Below are 23,093 nucleotides of genomic sequence, written 5' to 3' on the forward strand. Positions count from 1 at the left end.
TCGACTCATAAGGCTCCGAGAATATCGATTGACAATTTTGGCATTGATATCGTTTGACCAGCACAAATAAATACACAGAATGATTGAGAATAGGAAGATTACGAACCTTTCTTGTCCTCCTGTCATGGACATAAGAAGTCATACATCTACAATAAGGACAACGTTCCTCATGACACTTTTTTTGAACATGAACAAAATATTGATTGGAGAAAGAAAGTTGTTTAATCACTTCAAATTCTGGCAATTCTAGTGATATAGAAAGCACTTACAAAACCTCCTTATGTTTGTGTGGTAGCTAAAATTATTGCCAGGTTTTTGTAAGTGTTTTCTTCTTTTTTGCCAAAATCACAAAAAGTGGTGATGAATCACAATTTAAAAGCGAATTTTTAACTAGATTTTTTTAGTTTGAGATAGAAAAGCATAGAAAAATTATTGTACTTATATTCCATCCAGTTTTGGATTTGACCAACTGCAAATATTTCCAATGTCTTGATTCAATCCTTATTTGATATGGTTTTTGTGGAGCATTTTCCAAAAATATATGAACATGCTGGCGGTAAAAGGATAAATAACCCTCCCTTGTTTCAATTATTTTATATAATTGAGGTAGCAAATTTAATTGTTTGTTAATTTCATCTGTAGGCCTTTTCAGATCAATGTTTTCGGTTAAATAAATAGTCGTTCTTTTTGCACCATTATGTTTATAAATAATAGGTATTTGGAGAATTTTTCTGTTCATTGATTGGTGGAGATAAGGATTTATTAGCTGTTGAAAATAAATAATTTGTGCTTGATCATACAATACGAGACGATTTTGCTTATCAAGAGAGAAAACGAGTGAAAATTTGTACTCCAGCAACTTGATCAACTGCTTGTTTTCTTCATTTCTAAAATTATCTGTTGAGAGAACTATCTTTCTAGGAATATGATTTTCTGTTTTTAAATAGCCGTCATCTTGATACCACCATGCGAGCGCTTCCTCATTTAAATACATATGCAAAAATGGAAAAGGAATCCGTTTGATCCGATTTTTATACCATATTTTTTCAAGTTCCGTAATTTTTTCTGCAGTTTTTGATTGAACAATGTAACATTCAGTGAAGCCCCTTTTGATTCTTTTATCTTTTACAAATTTATACTTTGGTTCATTTAACGGAATATATTCTTTTAGAGATTGAAAGCAATGCCAAGCCCATTGTTTATCATGGATATTATGGACAAATTGAAACCTAGGCTTTCGTCCCTCTTGTTTTGTAAGACAACCATCACCTAATAATTTTCCGCATAAACGAGATAAAAAGTTATTTTGTGAGCTCACTTTTAATCACCTTAAACAAAACATATGTTCGTATATATTGTAACATAAATTGATAATAGTTGCCAAAGTTTACTGCTAAGATTTTGAGAAATATATGCATAAATAACTGAGTTAAATTCTGCTTTTAAGCTTAATAAAAAATTTAGGGATTACATGGTTTATTCTTATTACGTATTGTATTCTATATTTATATTTTGTTGGATTTTGTCGATATAATATATAAGAAACCATCAGTTGAGGAGTAGCGCGATGAATATTATTTTTCAAGATAAAGTGTTAAAAATTAACGGAGATAATCTTGATGAGCTCGAAAAGTTTATGAAACACGTAAATGCAAGATTAAATGAAAACGGGCTTGTTTTTAGCCATTTTCTTGTTAACGGTACGCCATTTTATTCTGATATACAAGATTTAATAAATGAATACGGCAATCAGGAGGTTCCTGTTGAAATAGTTGGAATCACTGAACGTGAATGGATGTTAGAATTGAAACATGAAGGCTATCAATATATTGAAAGGGCAGAACAGGTTTTAATACAGCTGTCGGAAAAATTGTACGCAGGAGAAAACACGGGGGACATATGGCAGCAATTTGTCCATCTTTCCGAAGGACTTAATTATTTGTACCAAATTTTTTCCCAATCCAAATTGGGCGAAAAACATGAAAACATTGTCGCCGGAATAAGATCCGTATCTGAGCAGCTCCTTCAAGCAATGGAAAATCTAGATTTTACCCTTATAGCGGATTTTATTCAATTTGAACTTTTACCGTTATTTGCACAAATGAAAGAGATATTAAAAGCAGAGGACGATTCAAATGCTAATTGATAATCGAATCATTTTGCGGGAAAAAGCGAAAAATGTTTTAGAACGGTTAGATGAATTAAACGAATCAGAGAATGTAAAATTAATTGAGGCGAAAAACGGACAAAAAACGCTGCAAATCAAAACAAACAACCAAAAGCAATTTATTCACAGTGCTTATAATCCTGAAAAAGAAACAGCTGTTTTCGTTGAAAAAATAAAAACAAAATTAGAAGAGAGGGAGCCGATCATTTTTATCGGTTTTGGGCTTGGATATCATATTGAAGCTATAGCAGAAGCGTTTTCGCCTTCTTGGTTTTCTATTATTGAATTTAACCCTTCCATATTAAATAAATCACTTAATGTCATAAATTTAAAAAAGAAAAAAGTCTATTCAAATATCAAACATTTACATTTAATTGAAAAAGAAGAACACATTTTACCAGCGATATTACAAGATGTCAACGATGTAAACACCCCCCCGCAAATCATTGTGTTACCTAGCTATGAAAGAATTTTTAAAGAAGAAGTCAATCGATATTTCACTGCATTTCAACAATATTTAAAAGAGAAAAAAAATCGTTTTATCACGACGATCAGCTTCCAAAAACGCTGGACGTATAATAGTTTAAAAAATTTCCCGTATTTATTAAAAACGCCAAACATATTAACCGATTTTGATACATCTTTGTTTGAAAACAAACCTGCTATTTTAGTTTCTGCAGGACCGTCTTTAAATGAAGAAATTAACAACCTAAAAAAAATTAAAAAAGATCGTTCTGCTTATATTTTCTCTGTCGGCTCTGCGATCAATGCATTAATTGAACATGATATATATCCGGATGCAGCATTTACATACGACCCTACTGAAAAGAATCAGTTCGTTTTCCAAAAAATAAAAGAAAAAGGAATCACAGATATTCCGATCGTTTTCGGTTCCAGTGTTGGATTTGAAACATTGGAAAATTACCCGGGGAAAATGGTGCATTTTATTACAAGTCAAGATTATATTTCAGCACATATCATCAAACATAACGAATATGATCATATCGATATTGCAGTTGACTCTCCATCCATCGCAATTATTACTTTACAATTGCTAAATCATTTAAATTTTAATCCTATTATTTTAGTGGGGCAAAATTTTTCCTATCAGCAAAATAAACGTTATGCATCAGGAATTGAGTATGATTTTGTGAAAAATGAATTAAACGAAAAAGAAATAGAGAATGCATTTGAAATCGAATCAGTTGACGGAGGCAAAGTTCTCACAAATGACGGATTTGTCCGGATGAAAACAAGTATGGAACTTATTTTATCGGGGATGAAAGATAAGACAGTTTATAATACGACTAAAAATGGAGCAAAAATCAAGCATACGATTTATAAAGAATTAACATCCATTATCCAAGAACTGCCCCAAAATATTGTAATGAATCATTGGCTGTCAGATCAAAAACCTAATTACAATCTCAAATATATAAAAGAACAATGGCAGCAGTTGATTGCGGATGCGGAACAAATAGAAGGAAAAATAAAAGAAATTAATAGCTTCATAAATAAAATAGAAGAAATGGTCAATGCAAGAAAATTGAATAAGCTGCACCGTTTATTTAAAGAAGTGGATGAAAAAACAAATGAAGTGTTAAAAACATTATTTTACAAAGCATTTCTTCGGCCAATGACACAATTTGAATATGAATTGGCATCAAAGGAAATAACCGCTGTCCGAGACAGCTCTGATCTCATTCACAAATCAAACGTGATTGTGAAGGAATATAGACGCCTAATCGCTGAGTGGGTTGTATCGTATCGGTTGGTGGCGGTGGATATTTCTAAAATATATGAACAAATATTGGGGATAAAAGGAAATGGAGAGGAGGGGTAAAGTGGAAAAGATTTTAGTTACTGGTGCTGATGGTTTTATCGGTTCTCATTTAACGGAAGAATTGGTTCGGCAAGGCTATAATGTAAAAGCTTTTGTTTATTACAACTCTTTTAATTCATGGGGATGGTTAGATCATTCGCCATTAAAAAACGAGTTTGAAGTGTTTGCGGGAGATATACGTGATCCGCATGGTGTAAAAGAGGCGATGAAAGGATGCGATGTCGTCTTACATTTAGCATCTTTAATCGCAATTCCTTATTCTTATCATTCACCTGATACATATGTCGATACGAATATTAAGGGGACATTAAACGTCCTACAAGCAGCACGTGAATTAAATATTCAAAAAGTTGTTCATACATCCACAAGTGAAGTGTATGGGACGGCACAATATGTGCCAATTGATGAAAATCATCCGCTTCAAGGCCAGTCTCCGTATTCTGCTTCTAAAATTGGGGCAGACCAAATGGCAATCGCTTTTTACCGTTCGTTTGAAACGCCTGTTGCGATTGTTCGTCCTTTTAATACATATGGTCCAAGACAATCGGCAAGAGCGGTTATCCCGACGATTATTACACAACTTGCATCTGGTAAGCGAAAAATCAAGCTTGGTTCTCTTCATCCGACACGTGATTTTAATTATGTAAAAGATACAGTAAATGGTTTTATTTCTGTTATGAAGCATGATGAATCGATTGGTGAAGTTATTAATATCGGCAGCAACTTCGAAATATCGATTGGTGAAACCGCAAAGCTTATTGCTGAAATCATGGGCGTCGATATTGAAATTGAAACAGCTGATGTTCGGATTCGCCCGGAAAAAAGTGAAGTAGAAAGATTGTGGGCGGACAATTCGAAGGCCAAAGCTTTACTGGGCTGGGAGCCTAAATATGGTGGAAAAGAAGGATTTAAAAGAGGCTTAAAAGAAACAATTGAATGGTTTACAGATGAAAGAAACCTATCCCAATATAAGGCAGATGTGTATAACATATGAGCGATGTTTTATTAGAATTAGCTAAAAAAATTAAAAACATGTGTCCAGAGAAAGATTTTATACCGCTGCATGAACCAATGTTCATAGGAAATGAAAAAAAGTATGTAGCTGATTGTATTGAGACAGGCTGGGTATCTTCTGTAGGGAAATATGTAGACGAATTTGAACGATTATTAGCGGAGTTTACTGGTGTAAAAAGAGCGGTTGCTGTTGTGAACGGAACCGCCGCCCTTCATATTGCTTTAAAGATTGTTGGGATTCAGCCAAATGATGAAGTGTTAATTCCTTCGTTAACCTTTGTGGCAACTGGGAATGCAGTTGTTTATTGTGGGGCTATTCCACATTTTGTGGATGTTTCGAAAACAACATTAGGTATTGACCCATTCAAGCTTGAAGATTATTTGAAAGATATAGCGATAGTAAAAAATAATGTTTGTGTAAATAAACAAACTGGTAAGATTATTCGAGCGATTGTTCCAATGCATACATTTGGCCATCCTGTTGATTTAGATCCATTGTTAGATATATGTGAACAATGGAATATAATCATGGTTGAAGATGCCGCGGAATCGTTAGGTTCCTATTATAAAGGCATTCATACGGGGAATTTCGGAAAAGCTTCTGCCATGAGTTTTAATGGCAACAAAATTATTACAACCGGTGGTGGAGGAGCAATTTTGACGAATGATGAGAAACTGGCAGATTATGCGAAGCATCTTACTACTACTGCCAAACTCCCTCATCGCTGGAAATATGAACATGATGAAATAGGCTATAATTATCGTATGCCAAATATAAATGCAGCATTAGGATGTGCACAACTTGAACAGTTAGAAGATTTTATTGAAAAGAAGCGTCAACTTGTTAACAAATATGAGCAACTGATAGAAGATTGTGATGGAATTCAACTATTCAAAGAGCCTGAGTTTGCCAAAAGTAATTACTGGCTGCAAACATTAATTTTTGATGAAAAAATGTATGATATAAATCAAGTTCTGGAAGCGTTAAATAACCATAACGTGATGTCAAGACCTGTATGGAAACCGTTACATCTTTTGAATCCTTTTCAAAACTGTCCAAAAGCTGATTTATCGGTAACAGAACAATTACAGTATCAAATTGTGAATGTTCCTAGTAGTAATTACCTTGGTGTATAAAAAAATAAAAAGTAGAAAAGGGGTTGTTTTTAACATGTCAAATATTAATGTTGAAACATGGAATAATATTTATGCTCAATCAAGAAGTTTATTAACTTATCCTGATGAAACAGTTGTGAGCTTTTTAACAAGAAACCAGGAAAAGTTAAGAGGTGGAAAAGGAATTGATATAGGGTGTGGTGCAGGTCGACATACTTTTTTAATGAATCAATTTGGCATAGAAGCATTAGGTATAGATAGCTCGGAAGCTGCGATAAAATATGCAAATGCAAAAGCAAAATCGTTGAATTTACAAAATATAACTTTTAAAAACGTGTTGGTTCAAGACCTTGAAATTGTTGAGAGCAGTTATGATATTGTTATAGTTTGGGGTGTACTTCATTACCTTGAAGAAGAAGATCGTAATACACTTTTAGATAAAATATATAAGATGTTGAAAAATGACGGATTGCTTCTTTGTACATTACGTTCAATTGAAGATACAAGAGCACGTAGTGGTAAGAAAATTGGTGAGAATCGTTACTTGGTAAACTATTTCGATGTAGAAACAAATAGCCCAAAACAAACAGCCATGTCTTTTTGGAATGAAGATGAAGTTAAAGAATTACTTCATAACTATAAAAATGTGTCAATTGGTCATAGAAGCGTAGAACCAATTGGAAAGTTAGGTACTAAATCTTCACATTGGCTTGTTGCTGCAACGAAATAAAGGGGGCGAGGAAGATCGGTCATATCATTTCAGTAGGTACAGGAAAAAACCAACTCCCTCTAATTAAAGAAATAAAGAATAGAGGATTCAATGTAGTAGGTTTTGATTTGAACGAAGACTCTATTGGGAAAAAATATTGTGATTTTTTTAAGAACATTAGTACTTGGAATTACAGTGATGCAATAGAATGGTTAAAAGACTTGGGATTATCATATCTTGGTGTCGGATGTTTTTCATATGGAAATGCCCTAGTTACTCAACAGAAAATTGCAAATTATTTCGATTTACCGGGAAAACTTCCAGAGGAGTTAGTTAATCTGAATAATAAAGTTTATTTAAGGAAAATGTTAAGAGCTAATCATTTAAGTACTCTCAATGAAATAGTTATCAAGGACAAATGTGATTTCCAAGTTGAAAAAGATAGATTATACATTGTAAAACCATTAGTAGGTGGATCCAGTAGTGATATTAAAGTATATAACAATAAAATAGAAGGTGATAAATATAATGAGAGCTATATGCTTCAAGAATATATTAGTGGAAAAGAATATAGGATTTCATTGATTATTCAAGATTCCAAAATTAAATTTTATAAATTAATGAACAAAGAAAATCTTCCGGCAACATTTTTTACTTCGAGATTCTCAAGAGTAAATATAGAAGAGTATAAAGAAATTGAATTGTTTTTAAAAAAATTCCTTACAATATTTAATATTAAAAATGCTATCATGAAAATTGATTTAATTAAAGATAAACAAAGAAATGAAATTATTGAATTAGATTTTGGTATTCCAGGAGATTATTTTGAAACCTATATATCCAAATACTTTTATAATTACGATTATGTAGGAAATTATATAAACTTTATATTGGGGTTACCAGTACAAGAAGATAACGTTAATCATGAAGGCAAATATTCATACTTCGATTATATTTATAACATTTCTAGTAACCCTTTCACTATAGATTATTCCTTAATTGAAAAAAAATTAAGTAAATATATTAAAGATTTTGGAATAATACAAACCAAAAATGATGGAGATATAATTGGTTTTCCAAAAAGTAATTTAGATAATATTTGCGCGGTGTTACATAATGAACAAAATTTAGATATAAAGTCTATTCATGAACTTTTTTTTAGTAACTAAATTTTTTAGGAGTTTTGAACATGAAGATTTTAACAGAAGCTTCTGGAAGCCTTGTTTCCGCATATTTAATTAAGGCGATAAAAGAATTAGGTTATATATCTGTAGCGTCAGATATTACTACTGAATGTTTTTCTAAATATCTTGCGGATGAATATCTTGTAATGCCTAACAAGAATGATAGGCATCTTTGGGAAAAAACTTTTAAACTTATTAAAGAAAATAACATTAATATAGTTATCCCTTCATTAGATGAGACTTTATTAGCATGGAGTGAACGTAAAGAGTATTTTAGAAGGCATAATGTTCATGTAATTTTATCTGATTCAGATGTTATTAGGGTATTCCAAGATAAATGGTTAACATATAAATTCTTCAGAGAAAATAATATCCCTACTCCAAGAACAAGTTTAAAACAAGAGTTTTCTTTAATAAAACCTCGTTTTGGAAGGGGAAGTGTAGGTATCTATAAAACCTCAAAAAAAATAAATATGGATGGTAATATTTCGCAGGAGTATATAAATGGTACTGAATATACAGTCGATGTTTTTTGTGACAAAAACTCGAATCCGGTTTATATAGTTCCAAGAAAACGGTTAAACGTTAAAGATGGGAAGTCTACAGCGGGGATTGTAGTGAAACATGAAAAAATTATTAATTATGTGAAAACAATTTGTTCAGCAACTAAATTTATAGGTCCTATTAATATTCAGTGCATTGAAACTACAGATGGGGAAATTAAGTTTATTGAGGTAAATCCTCGAATAGCAGGTGGAATGGCTTTAGGATTTGCGGCAACGGAAAACTGGATTAAACTAATAGTTGATCATTTTGTTTATGGTAAAGAAATAAAACCAGTTCCAGTAAAGTATGGGTTAAAAATGATGAGGTACTATAATGAGATATTTACCTTTGAATAAAATTCAATTCGATCAATACTCTGTGGTTGGATTTGATATGGATGGTACGCTTTATGATGAAGAAATCTTCATTAGACAAGTATATGCAAGTATAGCAAAATATTTAAGTGATATCCTATCGGATAGTTATGAATTCATATACTCTTGGATGATAGAAAGATGGAAAGCGAAAGGAAGTAGTTATCCGTTCATTTTTTCTGAGGTTATTGAACAAGTTGGACTAAAGGCTTCAGAAGAATTAATTAATGACTGCTTAAATATATATAGAAATTTTAAACCAATTTTAAGGTTAAATAAAAATGTAGAAAAATTTTTAAATGAAATTTCAAAAGAGCATCAATTATTTTTAATCACAGATGGCAATTTTAAGTTACAAAAAGAAAAATTTAATTCATTGAAGCTGGAAAACTGGTTTAGGGAAGAAAATGTGGTGTTTACCGGAAAATTGGGGAGAGAGTTTTATAAACCTAGTATTCGAGCAATAGAATACATTAAATGTTTAAGAAATATTACTAAACCAGTTTTATATTTTGGTGATAGAAATATTGATGAGCAATTTGCTCTTAATGCGCAATTTGATTTTGTTAAAGTTGAAAACTTTAATTACTTTTGGGATGTGAACTAAATGAAAAAAAGAAAAATTGTTGCTGTAACTGGAATTCGTTCCGATTATGACTTAATGACTCCAGTATATCGTGAAATAGATAAGCATCCCCTTTTAGATTTAGAATTAATAGTGACTGGTGCTCATTTATCTGATGCATATGGTTATACGGTAAGAGAGATTGAGAAGGATGGATTTAAAATTGCTGAAAGAATTGAGAGTTTAATTAATGGAGATTTAGCATCTTCGAGAGTAAAAGGTCTTGCAATCCAGCTGCAAGGAATGGTCCAAACTATTGATCGCATTCAACCTGATATATTATTAGTACTTGGCGATAGGGAAGAGTCTATTACTACAGCTTTAATTGGGAGTTATATGAACATTCCGGTAGCACATGTAGCTGGAGGAGATAAAGTCATAGGTAATGTAGATGATCAAGTTAGACATGCGGTCAGTAAGCTTGCACATATTCATTTTACTACCAATAAAGAAAGTGCAGAAAGATTAAAGAAGCTAGGTGAAGAACCTTTTCGAATTTTTAACGTAGGAAACCCTGGTTTAGATAGAATTAAAGATGTTCCAGTATTGTCGCGTAAAGAACTATCACATAGATTGAATTTTGAAATTAATGATAATGAACCATTATTGGTAGTTATTCAGCACGTAATTTCAACTGAAATTGAATATGCTTATAATCAAATGAAGACCACAATGGAAGCAATTAATGAATTAGGTTATAAAGCCATTATTAGCTACCCAAATTCGGATGCAGGCGGCCAACAAATGATTAAAGCTATTAATGAATTCACTCATAAACCTTTTATACATATTCAAAAAAATATACCTAGGCTAGAATTTATTAATATTTTGCGTGAAGCATCATGTTTAGTTGGTAATTCTAGTGCGGGAATATTAGAAGCACCGTTTTTAAAACTACCTGTCGTAAATATTGGAAATAGGCAGAAGGGACGTCTTCATGCCGACAATGTTCAGTTCGTTAATCATGATAAACAAGAAATTATTAATGCAATAAAAAAAGCTTTGTTTGATACAGAGTATAGAAAACAAGTTGCTAATTGTATCAACCCATATGGTGATGGGAATGCGGCTAAGAAAATTGTTGATATTCTTGCAACAATTCCACTGGATAAAAAGTTACTCATAAAGGAGATTACATATTGATGAAAAAAGTTATTATAGTCACTCCACATCCTGATGATGAAACTCTTGGGTGTGGAGGTACAATACTACGTCATAAAAAAGAAGGCGATCAAGTTTGTTGGTTAATTGTGACGAAAATGGGCGATGAATTTGAACTTAGTAGACGCACGAAAAGAAATGAAGAAATTGAACAAGTAAAAGAAATGTATGGTTTTGATGAAGTTTTTCAATTGAATTTTGATGCTGGTACTTTAGACTTTATTCCATTAGGAAATATCATTAATGAAATTAGTCAATGTTTTAACAGATTCCAACCCAATATAGTGTATTTGCCTTATAGAAGTGATATTCATAGCGACCATAAAATCGTTTTTGATGCTACAGTAGCTTGTACAAAATGGTTTCGCTACCCATTTGTCAATAAAGTTTTAGTTTATGAAACATTGTCGGAATCGGATTTTACTATCAATCCAGATTCTAACCATTTCCGTCCTAATGTTTTTGTAGACATTGCACCATATTTAGAAAAGAAAATCGAAATTATGAAAGTATATGAATCAGAACTTAGTGAACATCCATTTCCTCGTAGTGTAAAAGCAATAAAATCGTTAGCATATTTACGAGGAGCGGCAGCTGGCTACGAGGCAGCAGAGGCTTTTATGCTTTTAAAAGAGAGGTTATAGGTATGTCGAAAACACTTATAATTGCTGAAGCGGGAGTTAATCACAACGGTTCCTTAACCTTGGCATTTCAACTCGTTGATGCCGCAGAAAAAGCCGGTGCGAATGCGATTAAGTTTCAAACTTTTAAAACTGAACATTTGGTCACAAAATCAGCGCAGCAGGCAGAATATCAAAAAAAGAATATTGGAAAATCCTTATCACAATATGAAATGCTGAAAAAACTGGAGTTAAGTTATGCGGACTTTAAACAGCTAAAACAATATTGTGATGAAAAAGGTATTATGTTTTTATCTACACCTTTCGATTTAGAAAGTGTAGATTTTTTAATTAAAGAATTGAAATTGAATATTATAAAAATACCATCAGGTGAAATTACGAATGCCCCTTATTTACATAAAATTGCATTGCATGGTGTCGATGTGATTTTATCGACAGGAATGGCTACAAAGGAAGAAATTCATCATGCACTAGCGTTTTTAGCTTACGGTTTTGCGAAAAAAACGGATGTTTCATTTGATAAAGTAAAACGTTTTTATCAAACAGATGAGGCCAAAATGATACTGCAAGAAAAAGTAAGCATTTTACATTGTACAACTGAATATCCGACACCATACGAAGATGTACATTTGAATGCAATGGATGATATGGAAAAAGAATTTCATCTTTCGATTGGATTATCGGATCATACAGAAGGAATTTTCGTTCCGATTGCCGCTGTTGCCAAAGGGGCAAAAATCATTGAAAAACATTTTACATTAGATAAGAGATTGCCAGGCCCTGATCATAAAGCATCATTAGATCCACATGAATTAAAAGAAATGATTCAATCGATCCGAATCATTGAAAAAGCTCTTGGTGAAAAGAAAAAAAAACCGACACAGACAGAGCTGAAAAATAAAGAAGTGGCTAGAAAAAGTTTAGTTGCGGCTAAATCAATTAAAAAAGGAGAACTATTTACCTTTGATAATCTAACGGTGAAGCGGCCTGGAACTGGAATTGAACCATACTATTATTGGGATTATATAGGACAAAAAGCAGGGCAAGATTATGAAGAAGATGAGGTTATAAAGTAATGGGCTTAAAACCAGTGATTATTATTGGAAATGGTGGACATGCGAGAGTATTGGTTGACATTCTATTACTGCAGAAAAGAGAGATAATAGGTTATACAGCACCTACAGAAGAAAATAATCGATACAATGTCACTTATTTAGGTAAAGACGAAGAAATATTAAAATATCATCCGCAAGAAATTGAATTGGTTAATGCTCTTGGTTCTGTGTCTGATACGAAGCTCCGAGCAAATATTTTCAACATCTTTAAATCAAAAGGTTATAAGTTTTCTACGATCATTCATCCTTCAGCGATTATTTCAGATACGGTTATATTAGGTGAAGGCGTGCAAATAATGGCAGGTGTCGTTATTCAACCATTTGCTAAAATTGACGATAATACTATTGTAAACACCTCAACTTGTATAGACCATGACTGCTTTATAGACAAACATTGCCATATTGCTCCTGGTTGTGTCTTATCTGGCGGTATAAAAATTGGAGAAAGTACCCATATCGGAACGGGTGCAAAAATTATTCAAAACATCTCAATTGGAAAGAATGTGCTAGTCGGAGCAGGTTCATTGGTTTTAAGAGATATTGGCGATAATAGGAAAGTTTATGGTAGTCCTGCTAAGGAAGTGAGTAAATGAGAGACTGGAAAGAATTGTTAGTATCTCCTTTTACATCTATTATCGAAACGATGAAAAATATTGACCAAACCGCTGCACAAATTGCTTTAGTAGTGGATGATGATTTCCGACTTTTAGGTACAGTGACAGATGGAGATATAAGAAGAGGGATTTTAAAAGGTATTTCACTTGATGACCGAGTATCAAAAGTTATGAATAGAAATCCGATTACAATGAGAAAGGGAGCATCGAAGCAGGCAATTAAAAGGTTGTTTCAAGAAAAAAAACTACGTCAGCTTCCAATTTTGAATCAAAACAATCAAGTAGTAGATGTCATTTTCTCGGATGTATTATTGGATTCAGTTTCTTTTGATAATTGGGTTGTCTTAATGGCAGGGGGATTAGGAACCCGCCTTCGTCCTTTGACAGAAACCATACCAAAGCCGATGTTAATAGTCGGCACAAAGCCGATTTTGCAAACGATATTAGAAAGTTTTATTGAACATGGATTTCATCGGTTTTACTTTTCCGTCAATTATAAGCGTGAAGTAATTAAAGAATATTTTGGTTATGGTTTGGAATGGGGAGTAAGCATCCAGTACCTTGATGAAGATCAAAGACTAGGTACTGCTGGCGCGCTTTCTCTTTTTACTGAGAAGCCGACAAAGCCTATTATTGTTATGAATGGAGATATTTTGACAAAAGTAAATTTTCAGCAGCTTCTACAATTCCATGAAGAAAATGATTCTATCGCAACAATGTGTGTAAGAGAGTATCAGCATCAAGTACCTTATGGAGTAGTGCGAACTGAAGGAACAAGGCTTTGTTCGATTGAAGAAAAACCGATTGAACGCTATTTTGTTAATGCGGGAATATACATACTGAACCCTGAAGTATTGGATTTAATACCCAAAAATGAATATTTTGATATGCCTTCTTTGTTTGAATTACTAATAAAACTCCAAAAGAAAGTAAATGTCTTTCCTGTTCGAGAATATTGGTTAGATATTGGAAAAATGCCGGATTTTGAAAAAGCTAACCTGGAGTTTGCGGAGGTCTTTAAATGATTAATGGTAAAAAAATTTTGGCTATTATCCCTGCACGGGGTGGTTCAAAAGGAATTCCGAAAAAAAATATCAAACCTCTTAAAGGAAAACCGTTAATTGCGTGGACAATAGGTGAAGCAAAAAAGTCTCGCTTTTTAGATAAAATGATTGTTTCCACTGACGATGAAGAAATTATGAATGTTGCAAAAGAATGGGAAGCCGAAGTTCCGTTTTTAAGGCCTTCAGAATTGGCTAAAGATGAAACACCTGGGATCGCTCCGGTGCTGCATGCATTAGAATATTTTTCAGATTATGAATATGTTGTCGTCTTGCAGCCAACATCGCCATTAAGAATAGCAGAAGATATTGATCAAGCTATTTATTTATGCGAAAAAAATAAAAGTAATTTTTGTGTGTCTGTTGCTGAAAGTAAAATTATACCAGATTGGATGTTTCGTATAAATAATCGAGGAATATTAGAACCTTTAAATAGTAATAGAGAAATTCCTTATCAAAGACAAAAAACTAAAAAAACTTATGTTCTTAATGGAGCAGTATATGTGGGAAGAACAGAGACATTGATAAAAACACATTCCTTTTTAACACCAGAAACTATCCCATATATAATGCCTAGCAACCGTTCTATAGATATAGATGATATGGATGATTTTTTGTATTGCGAGTATTTATTAGAAAAACGTTAAAGTAAATAATAATCCTATTAATATAATGAATGTATTATTTTCTTGAAAACCCTCGCTCACTGGCAAGGGTTTTCTCTAAAGTTTGACAAAGAGGATCACTCGGATTTTACATCGCAATATACAAGCTATTCCATTCAATCTCGCAGTATTTCAATCTCATTGCCCCCAATGTCTATCCTTTTGATTAAGCCCGTATCGAGTTATTTCACATCATTTAAAGATAGAAGAAGTAAATCATATGAAATATCTAGATACCACTCTGCCTTAATAAATTTGCAATTCTTCAAAGGAAAATAGACTTTCTTGTAGAATATACAAAGTGACTTCCTCCTTGTGGATTTTTGTGGTTTGGTCACTTCAAAATTCTACAAATAAGGGGTGAAGTCCTTTTTTATGCTTTAGAAAACCTTATGGCTCTTGGGTTGAAAAATGTACAAAATGCTCATCTAAAAAAAGCTGCGGATTAGTTGCTGGTAATGAGTTGCAAACTTTTTTTAAGAACTGTTGACAGACAAAAAGCTCGGCATATGCTGAGCTTTTTGTCATCAATTCACTAAAAAATTTTTTTAAATACCGATTTCCCGTTTCAAAAAGGGAACTATTTTCAATCAAAACCCAGAAAGTGCTGCGAGTATTATGAGATCTTTACAACCGTTCTGCCGCGCAGTTTGCCTTTTAGAATGTTCGATAATGCGTCAGGAAGCTGATCGAGTGTGATTTCTTGCGCAATAGATTCTAGTAATTTATCAGGTTTTAAATCAGCGGCCATTCGCTCCCAAATTTGTTTTCGCAATTCCATTTGGCAATAGACCGAATCGATGCCAAGCAGGTTGACTCCTCGCAAAATAAATGGGAAGACAGTCGTTGGAACGTCGCTGCCTCCAGTTAGCCCACTGACTGCTACAGAGCCGTTGTATTGAATTCTGCTAAGGATTGCGGCAAGGGTTTTCCCGCCTACAGGGTCAACGGCTGCTGCCCAATATTGTTTATCTAACGGACGGATCTGTTCTGGACAAACTTCTTCGCGAGAAAGGATTTCTTTTGCGCCAAGCTCGCGTAAATATTCATGTTCTGTTTCTTTGCCTGTACTTGCGACAACATGATAGTTTCGTTTTGTCAACATGGAAACTGCGATGCTTCCGACTCCGCCGGTTGCTCCTGTAACGAGTACTTTTCCTTTTTCAGGAGTTAATCCATTTTCTTCTAAACTATGGACAGACAATGCCGCCGTAAAACCAGCTGTTCCTAAAGCCATAGCTTCTTTTAGCGTCAATCCTTTTGGAAGAGGGACAATCCAATCTGCAGGAATGCGGGCGTATTCGCTGTAGCCTCCGTAATGCGACACGCCGATTTCATAGCTTGTTGCAATAACTTCGTCTCCCTCTTTAAAGCGCGGATCTTTAGAAGAAACAACAGTGCCGGCTAGATCGATACCTGGTACGAACGGATACGATTTTACAATTTTCCCATTGGGAATGGAAGCTAATCCATCTTTATAATTGACACTGGAATAAGCAACTTTTATGACGACATCTCCTTCTGGAAGGTCATTCATGGAAATGGTTTGTACTTTCACTGAAAAATCTGTCTCCGTTTTGTTCACTACTAACGCTTTGAAGTGGTCCACTCGACATCCCCCTTATTGTTTTTCATATTCTTGCTTTTACGATAACAAAATTATTCTGACCGGTCAAAATATTTTTATCGTCAAAAATTCATGTATAATATCGTTATGACCGAAGTTCGAGGGGTGTTTTTATGAAGAAAAAAGCAGAAGAAAGGCGAGAACAAATTTTAAGGGCTGCTTTTCAAGCTGTTTCAGATAAAGGGTACGAAACGGTAACATTGCAGGATATTGCTGATTATGCAGGTGTAAGCAAAGGGGTTACGAATTATTACTTTGAAAATAAAGAGGATGTTTTTTTTAGCTTGCTGGAATGGGTGACGGATCGCATTTATCAACATGAGTATAAAGCGGTTAGTAAGCAGACAGCAGCGATAAATAAATTAGAGGCTTATATCCATTCTGTTTTTATCGATCCAAAAAAGAATAAAAAATTTTACAAAGTGTACCTTGATTTTATGGCACAAGCGAGCCGAAATCCACAATATAGGCTAATAAATCTCAAGTTTTACGAAAACTGCTGGAAAATCGGCCGCGACATTGTTGCTCTTGGTCAAAAGGAAGGAACGTTTTCAGCTGACATTGATGTCGATACAGCTTCCAAAATGATTCGCTCGATCATCGATGGATGTCTCATTCAGTGGTTAATGCGTGATGAAGATCACCTTCATGAGTTTTATAAGAAAACTTGCTATGAGCTAATTTTAAAATATTTAAAATAAGGAAAGTCTTTTGGGAATGATCTCCTGAAAATAGACATATTCCAGCGCTCAGCACCTGAAAGTACTTGAGACAAACTGGGACTGTAACGAATGTTAAAATTATCGAATCATTTGTAGAAAGCGGCTGATTGGAAGCGGTTTGACGGCTAAAGGTGCATTTTGGTTGCTGAAATTTTAAAAGATGTACCTGATGGATTTTTTGCAGGCGATGATTTACGATATTGAAAAGACATTGTTGCAAGGAGTCGAAGTCTTTTGGATAATCGATTAACCTACGAAGACATGATGAAAATCTGTGAAACAATTAATAAACATTATATTCCGGATGAGCAGCTGTTTTATGACACGATTGATCATATTTTAGAAAACTCAGAAAACGAAAGTGCTTCCGAAATTATTCTAGAAACATTTACAACGCTTTTAAAATTAATAGATTCCCAAATTCAAGAAATTGAAACAAAAGTGAATATACAACCTTCCTGTTTTAAAGGCTGTGCTTATTGTTGTTATTTTCCGATTATCACCACTCGCTTGGAAGCCAAATTAATTTTGCAATATATTCAAAGCCTGCCAAAGGAACAAAAGCAAGATATTTTTGGACATTTGTTCAATTATTTCGAATCGAAAAAGGAACAACTGGAAAAAGTATGTTCCATCGATTTTCATGAAGATCCTCAATTTAAATTCAAGTACATTTCTGAACAAGTAAGCTGTCCATTTTTAGATCGGTCGTCCAATACTTGCAAAGTTTACGAGGTCAGACCGACTCCGTGCCGCACGTATTTAAATTATTGCCATCCGAATGTGTGTGCGCAATCTTTAATGCCTCGGGAAACCTTCAGCTACGAATTTTTGCATGAATTTTATATGACGGCATTAAATGAGGTGCTTCAAGAGTTTTTATATGAAGATGAAGACTTAGGAATCACCTTTCCAGATGATGTATTTCATATCGATTATTTACCGAAGCTGTTAAAAGAAGAGCTGTACAAATAAGTCTTGAAAAAAAGAAGTCAGATTTTGGACAAATTCAGCTTAGAGAATTTTCTTCATGCTTTGGTGAAAAAATGAAATAGAATTTAGTAAATATGGTAAAAAAACAGAAGGAGCTGTCCAGAAAGTCAAATCCCTATTGAAAACAAAAAATCATAAACATCGATGATATATCAACGTTTCTAAAACATAAAAGGGGCCGTCAATAAGCCGAAAAAACGCTTATTAGACAGCCCCATTCTTGAAGAAAGATTTTTCTTGATTTTTTTCACACTTTCTGTGAATATAAAATAAAAATATTCACATAAACATAAAGAAGGTGATTCGATGCCCACGTAAATTTCGTGAGGAAGAAAAGGAAACGATACGTCAAACATTATTAGAAGCAGCCAAAGCAATGTTTCGTCAATACGGGATACAAAAAACAACTGTTGCGGCTTTGACTGAAGCTGCTGGCATTTCACAAGGAGCGTTTTATTTATTTTTCCCCTCCAAAGAAGCGTTGTTTTATGAAGTGTTTCAAATGGAGGAACGAAAATTAAGAGAAATGCTTCTAGTTGAGTGGACAGAGAAGCCGTTAACGCAAGAACGATTGGCAGATTTGTTAGTACAAGCTGTAAAGTTGATCGAACAAGAACCGATTTTGCGCTTGATGATTGATCGAAAAGAATATGAACTTTTAATGCGGAAGTTACCGCCGGAATATGCTGACCAGCATACGACAGAGGATGAAGATGCACTTGTGCCTCTTATTGAAAAATGGCAAGACGAAGGAGTTATGGTAAAAGAAAACCCACGTACAATCGTCGCGGTCATACGCAGCTTCTTTTTGCAGCTTTTGTACCGCGATGAGATAGGGGAGAAGTTTGCCGAAGCGTTAGTGCTTCAAGCGAAATGGCTGGCGAAAGGATTGGTGGAGGAATGATTGAGATCAAACAATTAACCTACACATACCCAAAACAAGCGAAAACGGCATTAAAGGGATTTAACTTTGAAGTCAAGGAAGGGGAAATCGGCCTTTTGAAATAGACATGAATCTCCTAGCAAAAATGGAGGTTCATGTCTTTCGTTATTTTACCAGAGATATCCATGATGATGGCACTGAGTCGGTTGGTCTGAGCACCGTCTCCTTGTTTTTCTAGAATGGTGTATAACGATTGGTTTTCGAGATTTTATGACATATAGATCGGTTTGGATAAAGATCGACTGTCCAAGCAATGTAGATCAAGAATGATAAGCTATCAATTCATGTCTGAAAATCCCTCCATATATAACACCAAATTTATTTGAGGACTGGATGAAATAGCAGTGAAGTGAGGTTTAAGCGAAAATATGGCAAGGATTATATTTTGCCTGAGCAATCAGAAGAGAAGGAATTATGCACTGGTGTAACAGTAACTGAAGTGAAAAATGCCTAAATATTAGTATGAAATTTTACATTTTTTTCTTCTTTGAAAAGCAACTGTTATCTATTTAATATCTTTTTGCAAAGCTATTGTTACATAAAATTGCTATGATGTCGTTGTAGGGAAAAGGAGGGATTTTTCATCATGAAAAAAACAATCATTGCTTTTACAGCTGCAGTAGCGACTACGCTTCCATTTGTAGGTCAAGCTTCTGCTGAAACATATAAGGTAAAACAAGGTGATTCTCTTTGGGAAATCTCTAAAGAATATAATGTATCAGTAGCAGATATAAAAGAATGGAACGGCTTAACGACTGAAACGATTTATCCAAATCAAGAATTAGTTGTAAGTGAAAAAATAAAATATACAATCAAATCTGGAGATACGTTAAGCAGTATTGCCGATCAATTCGGTGTGACCGTTTCGTCACTAAAATCTGCGAATAACTTAACATCCGATTTAATTTTTGCTGGTGATGTTTTAATAATTGATCAAGCAGCGAAAGAGGAACGTACAGTAGAAAAGAAAGTGAACAAACCAGTCGTACAGCAAGAAACAACGACGAATGATAAAAACACAGCATCTGCAAATAAAACCAGTACATATGCTGCGAATGAAAAGAGTTTAAAAAATGAAGAAGCAACGTCTTCTTCACCTAAAGAGGAAAACAGCTCTAATCAAACTGTCAGCAAGCAAGAAGTTCAAGCGAGAGAAACTGCAACGAAAGCTCAAGAAGATAACGGAGCGAAAGATGCTGGCGAAACGATTACAATGGAAGCTACCGCATATTCTTTAGTAGGAAATAAAACAGCAAATGGAACTGTATTAACAAAAGACTCAAAAGTTGTATCTGTAGATCCAAGTGTTATACCGTTAGGAAGCAAAGTATATATAGAAGGATACGGGACATATACTGCTGCTGATACGGGCAGTGCAATCCGCGGCAAAAAAATTGATATCCATATGCCTACTGAACAAGATGCGATCCAATTCGGACGTAAGCAAGTAAAAGTAACAATTAAATAACTAGATAATACGGGTGCCGAAAGCTTCTTTTTGGCGCCCTTTTTATTTTTTGATTATTACGTTTTGTCAAAAAGGCTAAAGATGCAGAAACTGAAGGTGAAAAGGAAAGGAAAAAATATTGCAGCGATTTTTGGAAGATGAGAACTTAAGCTATAATTGTCTAAGCTTTTTTTCATGCTTCAATGTTTTGCTGGACACGAAGTCGAGGGTTTCTTGTGCGTCTGTTAATTCAGCGCGAATCCCTTCCAATTTTTTCTCTAAGCGTGTAAAGCGTTCATCCACGTTTTTTCTAAAAGATTGCAAATCGTTTTCCAGTTTGTCCATTCTTGATTCCAATTTGTCCATTCTTGCCTCTAAGCCATCCATTCTTTTTTCAAGATGATCAAATCTTGAGTCAATGTGCTCAGAATGCTCTTTCAGCGCCTGCAAAATTGTTTTTAATGCAACGTCTTCCATACGAAAAGGGCTGCCTCCTTTCTTTTAACTATATTTTTTATTATAAAAGATTATAGGTAAAAATGTAAGTTGGAATAATTCTGGAAAATACTCAAATCGGGTATTTGTCAAAAAGAGTTGATTACAGCAAATTTCAGCTGCACGTAACCAGTCAGCCGTACAGGGCAAACGCATTTGAAGCTTGCTGTGAAACGTCGGCAAAAAGAACAAACATGCTGAAATATTAGGCTTGTTGCAAGGACAAAAAAGGTGAGCAGCAAGCAAAAGTAAAATGGCCAAAAAAGGAACCATAAAAGCTTTCCTAACGAGTGAAAAGAAGAACCCGCACTAGATGTTTCTGAAATAAAAATTGAGCCGGTTCTACAAATTTTCAAATACCGGAAATTTTTGCAAGCAGCTTTCTTTTTTTAGCTCTCCTTCAATCTTTTGAAGAAAGAATGCCAAAGATTCGTAAAATTTGAATGAACAGGTTGATGAAGTCTAAATATAGATTTAGGGCTATTAACGGCACTTCTTCTGGATGAACACCGTAATGCTTCATTCGATTAAAGTCATATAATACGTAGCCGCTGAAAATTAATACTCCTATGAAGGAAAATGCGAGCATGCCGCCTGAGTTCAACGGCCAAAAAAGATTAAGAACATAAATGATCAGAAAAGCGAGCAGGGCAGAAAATAACATTCCGCCAAGAAATGAGAAATCTCGTCTTGTTGCAGTTGCATATACAGCTAATCCAGTAAAAACAGCGGTTGTGGCGGCTAGTGCCATAATGACCGCGTGCGCGCCAATTGTTGAAACATAATGCGAGATCATTGGATAGGCTGTAATCCCTGAAATAAACGTAAAACTATATAGAAATGTATAAGAAATAGCTTTTTTTCCGCGCAAAAAGAATGCAAAAATAATCATGCCAAGTTCAATTATGGCAAGAGGCAAAAACAGTGATGGCGGCACATATATTCCCGCTGCCATTCCTAGCATGGCGATAGCCAAAGAAACGGCAAACGCCTTTAAAACACTGGGCATTTGACTTCTATTCGTAGCGTGTGTATACATAGTTTCCCCCGCAAATTTGATCTTCGATATGACGGTTAATGTTTTATTCTTTTGATATAATTTACGATTAACTTTATGCAAGGATTCATTTTTTTTAATTCAAGTCTTTGCAAATTCGATTTTATTTAAACAATGTTCATTTTTTTGCATCCTTTAGAAGCGGGAAGTTAGAAATCAACTATTCTACTGGACTCGACCTTTCTCAGGGCTGCCGTTAATAGCCATTCCGACAACTGCCGGAACAGGTTCCGAAGTTACGAATATTTCAATCTTGTCGGATACGAAAGAGCAGGTGAAAAAAGGGATTGTCAGTCCGTACTTATTACCTGATGTCGCAATTGTTTCGCCGATCATGACCATTACGTGCCCTCCTAGCGTGACAGCAGCAAGCGGAGTGGATGCATTGGTTCATGCTGTGGAAGCATATATTTCGAAGTTTGCTTCTCCGATTACGGATGCACTGGCAATTGGTGCGATGAAACTTATTTCCACCCATTTACCGAAAGCGTATTCAAACCCGGAAAACATTGAATCACGTGAGGCGATGATTACAGCGAGTCTCATGGCGGGATTAGCTTTTGGTAATGCAGGCGTTGGAGCAGTGCACGCTCTCGCTTATCCTCTTGGAGGACGTTTTCATATAGCACACGGTGTAAGCAACTCCTTGCTGCTTCCATACGTCATGAAATGGAACAAAATAGCTTGTTTAGAAAGATTCCGTGATATCGCAGAAGCGTTAGGAGAAAAAGTAGATCATCTAAACGATGATCAAGCGGCTGATGCAGCGATTGAAGCGATGATCCGGATATGCCGCTATGTGGAAATTCCGCAATCTTTGCGTGAATTTAATATTCCGGAATCCGCGATTTCTGAAATGGCTGAGGAAGCTTTAAAGCAAACGCGGCTTCTGCGCAATAATCCTCGAAAATTAAGCAAAAAAGATATTGAACAAATATACCGTGCTGCCTATTGATAGGAGGGAAAATCATGAT

At 34.6% G+C, this 23,093-nt stretch carries 23 protein-coding genes; 19 read left to right on the forward strand and 4 right to left on the reverse strand.

Features of this window, described 5'->3' with window-relative positions:
• Positions 1-400: 400 nt before the first annotated feature.
• A complete protein-coding gene (locus tag NSU19_RS03265) occupies positions 401-1,318 on the reverse strand; it encodes an endonuclease (RefSeq protein WP_327847943.1) in 918 nt (305 codons plus the stop codon).
• A gap of 249 nt (positions 1,319-1,567) precedes the next feature.
• Here NSU19_RS03265 and NSU19_RS03270 point away from each other — a divergent pair, with 249 nt between their 5' ends.
• From NSU19_RS03270 to NSU19_RS03335, 14 genes are all read left to right on the forward strand, one after another.
• Positions 1,568-2,146 (forward strand): hypothetical protein, encoded by a 579-nt coding sequence (locus NSU19_RS03270; RefSeq protein WP_339198737.1) that lies wholly within the window; start codon positions 1,568-1,570, stop codon positions 2,144-2,146.
• On the forward strand, positions 2,136-4,010 hold the full coding sequence (locus tag NSU19_RS03275; protein ID WP_339198739.1) for a 6-hydroxymethylpterin diphosphokinase MptE-like protein: 1,875 nt from the start codon (positions 2,136-2,138) through the stop codon (positions 4,008-4,010). Before NSU19_RS03270 ends, NSU19_RS03275 begins: the two co-directional genes overlap by 11 nt.
• The gene (locus NSU19_RS03280) at positions 3,994-5,004 is read left to right on the forward strand and encodes an NAD-dependent 4,6-dehydratase LegB (RefSeq protein ID WP_339198741.1); all 1,011 of its coding nucleotides are present in this window, start codon (positions 3,994-3,996) and stop codon (positions 5,002-5,004) included. The genes NSU19_RS03275 and NSU19_RS03280 overlap by 17 nt, the downstream gene beginning before the upstream one ends.
• Positions 5,001-6,161, forward strand: coding sequence for a LegC family aminotransferase (locus tag NSU19_RS03285; protein ID WP_339198743.1), 1,161 nt, complete (start codon positions 5,001-5,003; stop codon positions 6,159-6,161). The genes NSU19_RS03280 and NSU19_RS03285 overlap by 4 nt, the downstream gene beginning before the upstream one ends.
• Before the next feature lie 34 nt (positions 6,162-6,195).
• The gene (locus NSU19_RS03290) at positions 6,196-6,870 is read left to right on the forward strand and encodes a class I SAM-dependent methyltransferase (RefSeq protein ID WP_339198745.1); all 675 of its coding nucleotides are present in this window, start codon (positions 6,196-6,198) and stop codon (positions 6,868-6,870) included.
• 107 nt (positions 6,871-6,977) lie between these two features.
• A complete protein-coding gene (locus tag NSU19_RS03295; protein ID WP_339198747.1) occupies positions 6,978-8,018 on the forward strand; it encodes an ATP-grasp domain-containing protein in 1,041 nt (346 codons plus the stop codon).
• Between the two features lie 20 nt (positions 8,019-8,038).
• Positions 8,039-8,935 carry an ATP-grasp domain-containing protein gene (locus tag NSU19_RS03300; protein ID WP_339198749.1) on the forward strand — a complete coding sequence of 299 codons (897 nt, stop codon included), beginning with the start codon at positions 8,039-8,041 and terminating at the stop codon, positions 8,933-8,935.
• Positions 8,913-9,560 (forward strand): HAD hydrolase-like protein, encoded by a 648-nt coding sequence (locus tag NSU19_RS03305; RefSeq protein WP_339198751.1) that lies wholly within the window; start codon positions 8,913-8,915, stop codon positions 9,558-9,560. The genes NSU19_RS03300 and NSU19_RS03305 overlap by 23 nt, the downstream gene beginning before the upstream one ends.
• Positions 9,561-10,721, forward strand: a complete 1,161-nt coding sequence (gene neuC / locus NSU19_RS03310; RefSeq protein ID WP_339198754.1) for a UDP-N-acetylglucosamine 2-epimerase — start codon at positions 9,561-9,563, stop codon at positions 10,719-10,721.
• On the forward strand, positions 10,721-11,383 hold the full coding sequence (locus NSU19_RS03315; protein ID WP_339198757.1) for a PIG-L family deacetylase: 663 nt from the start codon (positions 10,721-10,723) through the stop codon (positions 11,381-11,383). The genes neuC and NSU19_RS03315 overlap by 1 nt, the downstream gene beginning before the upstream one ends.
• 2 nt (positions 11,384-11,385) lie before the next feature.
• Positions 11,386-12,456 carry an N-acetylneuraminate synthase gene (neuB, locus tag NSU19_RS03320; protein WP_339198759.1) on the forward strand — a complete coding sequence of 357 codons (1,071 nt, stop codon included), beginning with the start codon at positions 11,386-11,388 and terminating at the stop codon, positions 12,454-12,456.
• Positions 12,456-13,088 (forward strand): acetyltransferase, encoded by a 633-nt coding sequence (locus NSU19_RS03325; RefSeq protein WP_339198761.1) that lies wholly within the window; start codon positions 12,456-12,458, stop codon positions 13,086-13,088. Before neuB ends, NSU19_RS03325 begins: the two co-directional genes overlap by 1 nt.
• Positions 13,085-14,134 carry a nucleotidyltransferase family protein gene (locus NSU19_RS03330; protein WP_339198763.1) on the forward strand — a complete coding sequence of 350 codons (1,050 nt, stop codon included), beginning with the start codon at positions 13,085-13,087 and terminating at the stop codon, positions 14,132-14,134. The genes NSU19_RS03325 and NSU19_RS03330 overlap by 4 nt, the downstream gene beginning before the upstream one ends.
• The gene (locus NSU19_RS03335) at positions 14,131-14,817 is read left to right on the forward strand and encodes an acylneuraminate cytidylyltransferase family protein (RefSeq protein ID WP_339198766.1); all 687 of its coding nucleotides are present in this window, start codon (positions 14,131-14,133) and stop codon (positions 14,815-14,817) included. Before NSU19_RS03330 ends, NSU19_RS03335 begins: the two co-directional genes overlap by 4 nt.
• Before the next feature lie 634 nt (positions 14,818-15,451).
• Here the strand turns inward: NSU19_RS03335 and NSU19_RS03340 are convergent.
• Positions 15,452-16,444 carry an acryloyl-CoA reductase gene (locus NSU19_RS03340; RefSeq protein WP_339198768.1) on the reverse strand — a complete coding sequence of 331 codons (993 nt, stop codon included), beginning with the start codon at positions 16,442-16,444 and terminating at the stop codon, positions 15,452-15,454.
• Between the two features lie 131 nt (positions 16,445-16,575).
• Between NSU19_RS03340 and NSU19_RS03345 the strand changes: the two genes are divergently transcribed.
• The 4 genes from NSU19_RS03345 to NSU19_RS03360 all read left to right on the forward strand — a co-directional run bounded on the left by NSU19_RS03345 (position 16,576) and on the right by NSU19_RS03360 (position 20,588).
• Complete coding sequence (locus tag NSU19_RS03345) at positions 16,576-17,163, forward strand: TetR/AcrR family transcriptional regulator (protein WP_339198771.1); 588 nt, start codon at positions 16,576-16,578, stop codon at positions 17,161-17,163.
• A 255-nt stretch (positions 17,164-17,418) separates the two neighbouring features.
• Positions 17,419-18,159, forward strand: coding sequence for a YkgJ family cysteine cluster protein (locus NSU19_RS03350; protein ID WP_339198775.1), 741 nt, complete (start codon positions 17,419-17,421; stop codon positions 18,157-18,159).
• Positions 18,160-18,553: 394 nt separating this feature from the next.
• Positions 18,554-19,081: a TetR/AcrR family transcriptional regulator gene (locus NSU19_RS03355; protein WP_339198777.1), complete on the forward strand. Its 528-nt coding sequence runs from the start codon at positions 18,554-18,556 to the stop codon at positions 19,079-19,081.
• 625 nt (positions 19,082-19,706) lie between these two features.
• A complete protein-coding gene (locus NSU19_RS03360) occupies positions 19,707-20,588 on the forward strand; it encodes a LysM peptidoglycan-binding domain-containing protein (RefSeq protein ID WP_339198780.1) in 882 nt (293 codons plus the stop codon).
• A gap of 150 nt (positions 20,589-20,738) precedes the next feature.
• Here NSU19_RS03360 and NSU19_RS03365 read toward each other — a convergent pair whose 3' ends face one another.
• Together NSU19_RS03365 and NSU19_RS03370 are read right to left on the reverse strand one after the other, a co-directional pair.
• On the reverse strand, positions 20,739-21,044 hold the full coding sequence (locus NSU19_RS03365; RefSeq protein ID WP_339198783.1) for a hypothetical protein: 306 nt from the start codon (positions 21,042-21,044) through the stop codon (positions 20,739-20,741).
• A 418-nt stretch (positions 21,045-21,462) separates the two neighbouring features.
• Complete coding sequence (locus NSU19_RS03370) at positions 21,463-22,101, reverse strand: Bax inhibitor-1/YccA family protein (RefSeq protein WP_339198785.1); 639 nt, start codon at positions 22,099-22,101, stop codon at positions 21,463-21,465.
• A 262-nt stretch (positions 22,102-22,363) separates the two neighbouring features.
• Here NSU19_RS03370 and NSU19_RS03375 point away from each other — a divergent pair, with 262 nt between their 5' ends.
• On the forward strand, positions 22,364-23,074 hold the full coding sequence (locus tag NSU19_RS03375; RefSeq protein ID WP_339199952.1) for an iron-containing alcohol dehydrogenase: 711 nt from the start codon (positions 22,364-22,366) through the stop codon (positions 23,072-23,074).
• Positions 23,075-23,093 lie beyond the last annotated feature (19 nt).

This window comes from Aeribacillus sp. FSL k6-2211, from assembly GCF_037966125.1.
Lineage (GTDB): Bacteria > Bacillota > Bacilli > Bacillales > Aeribacillaceae > Aeribacillus > Aeribacillus composti.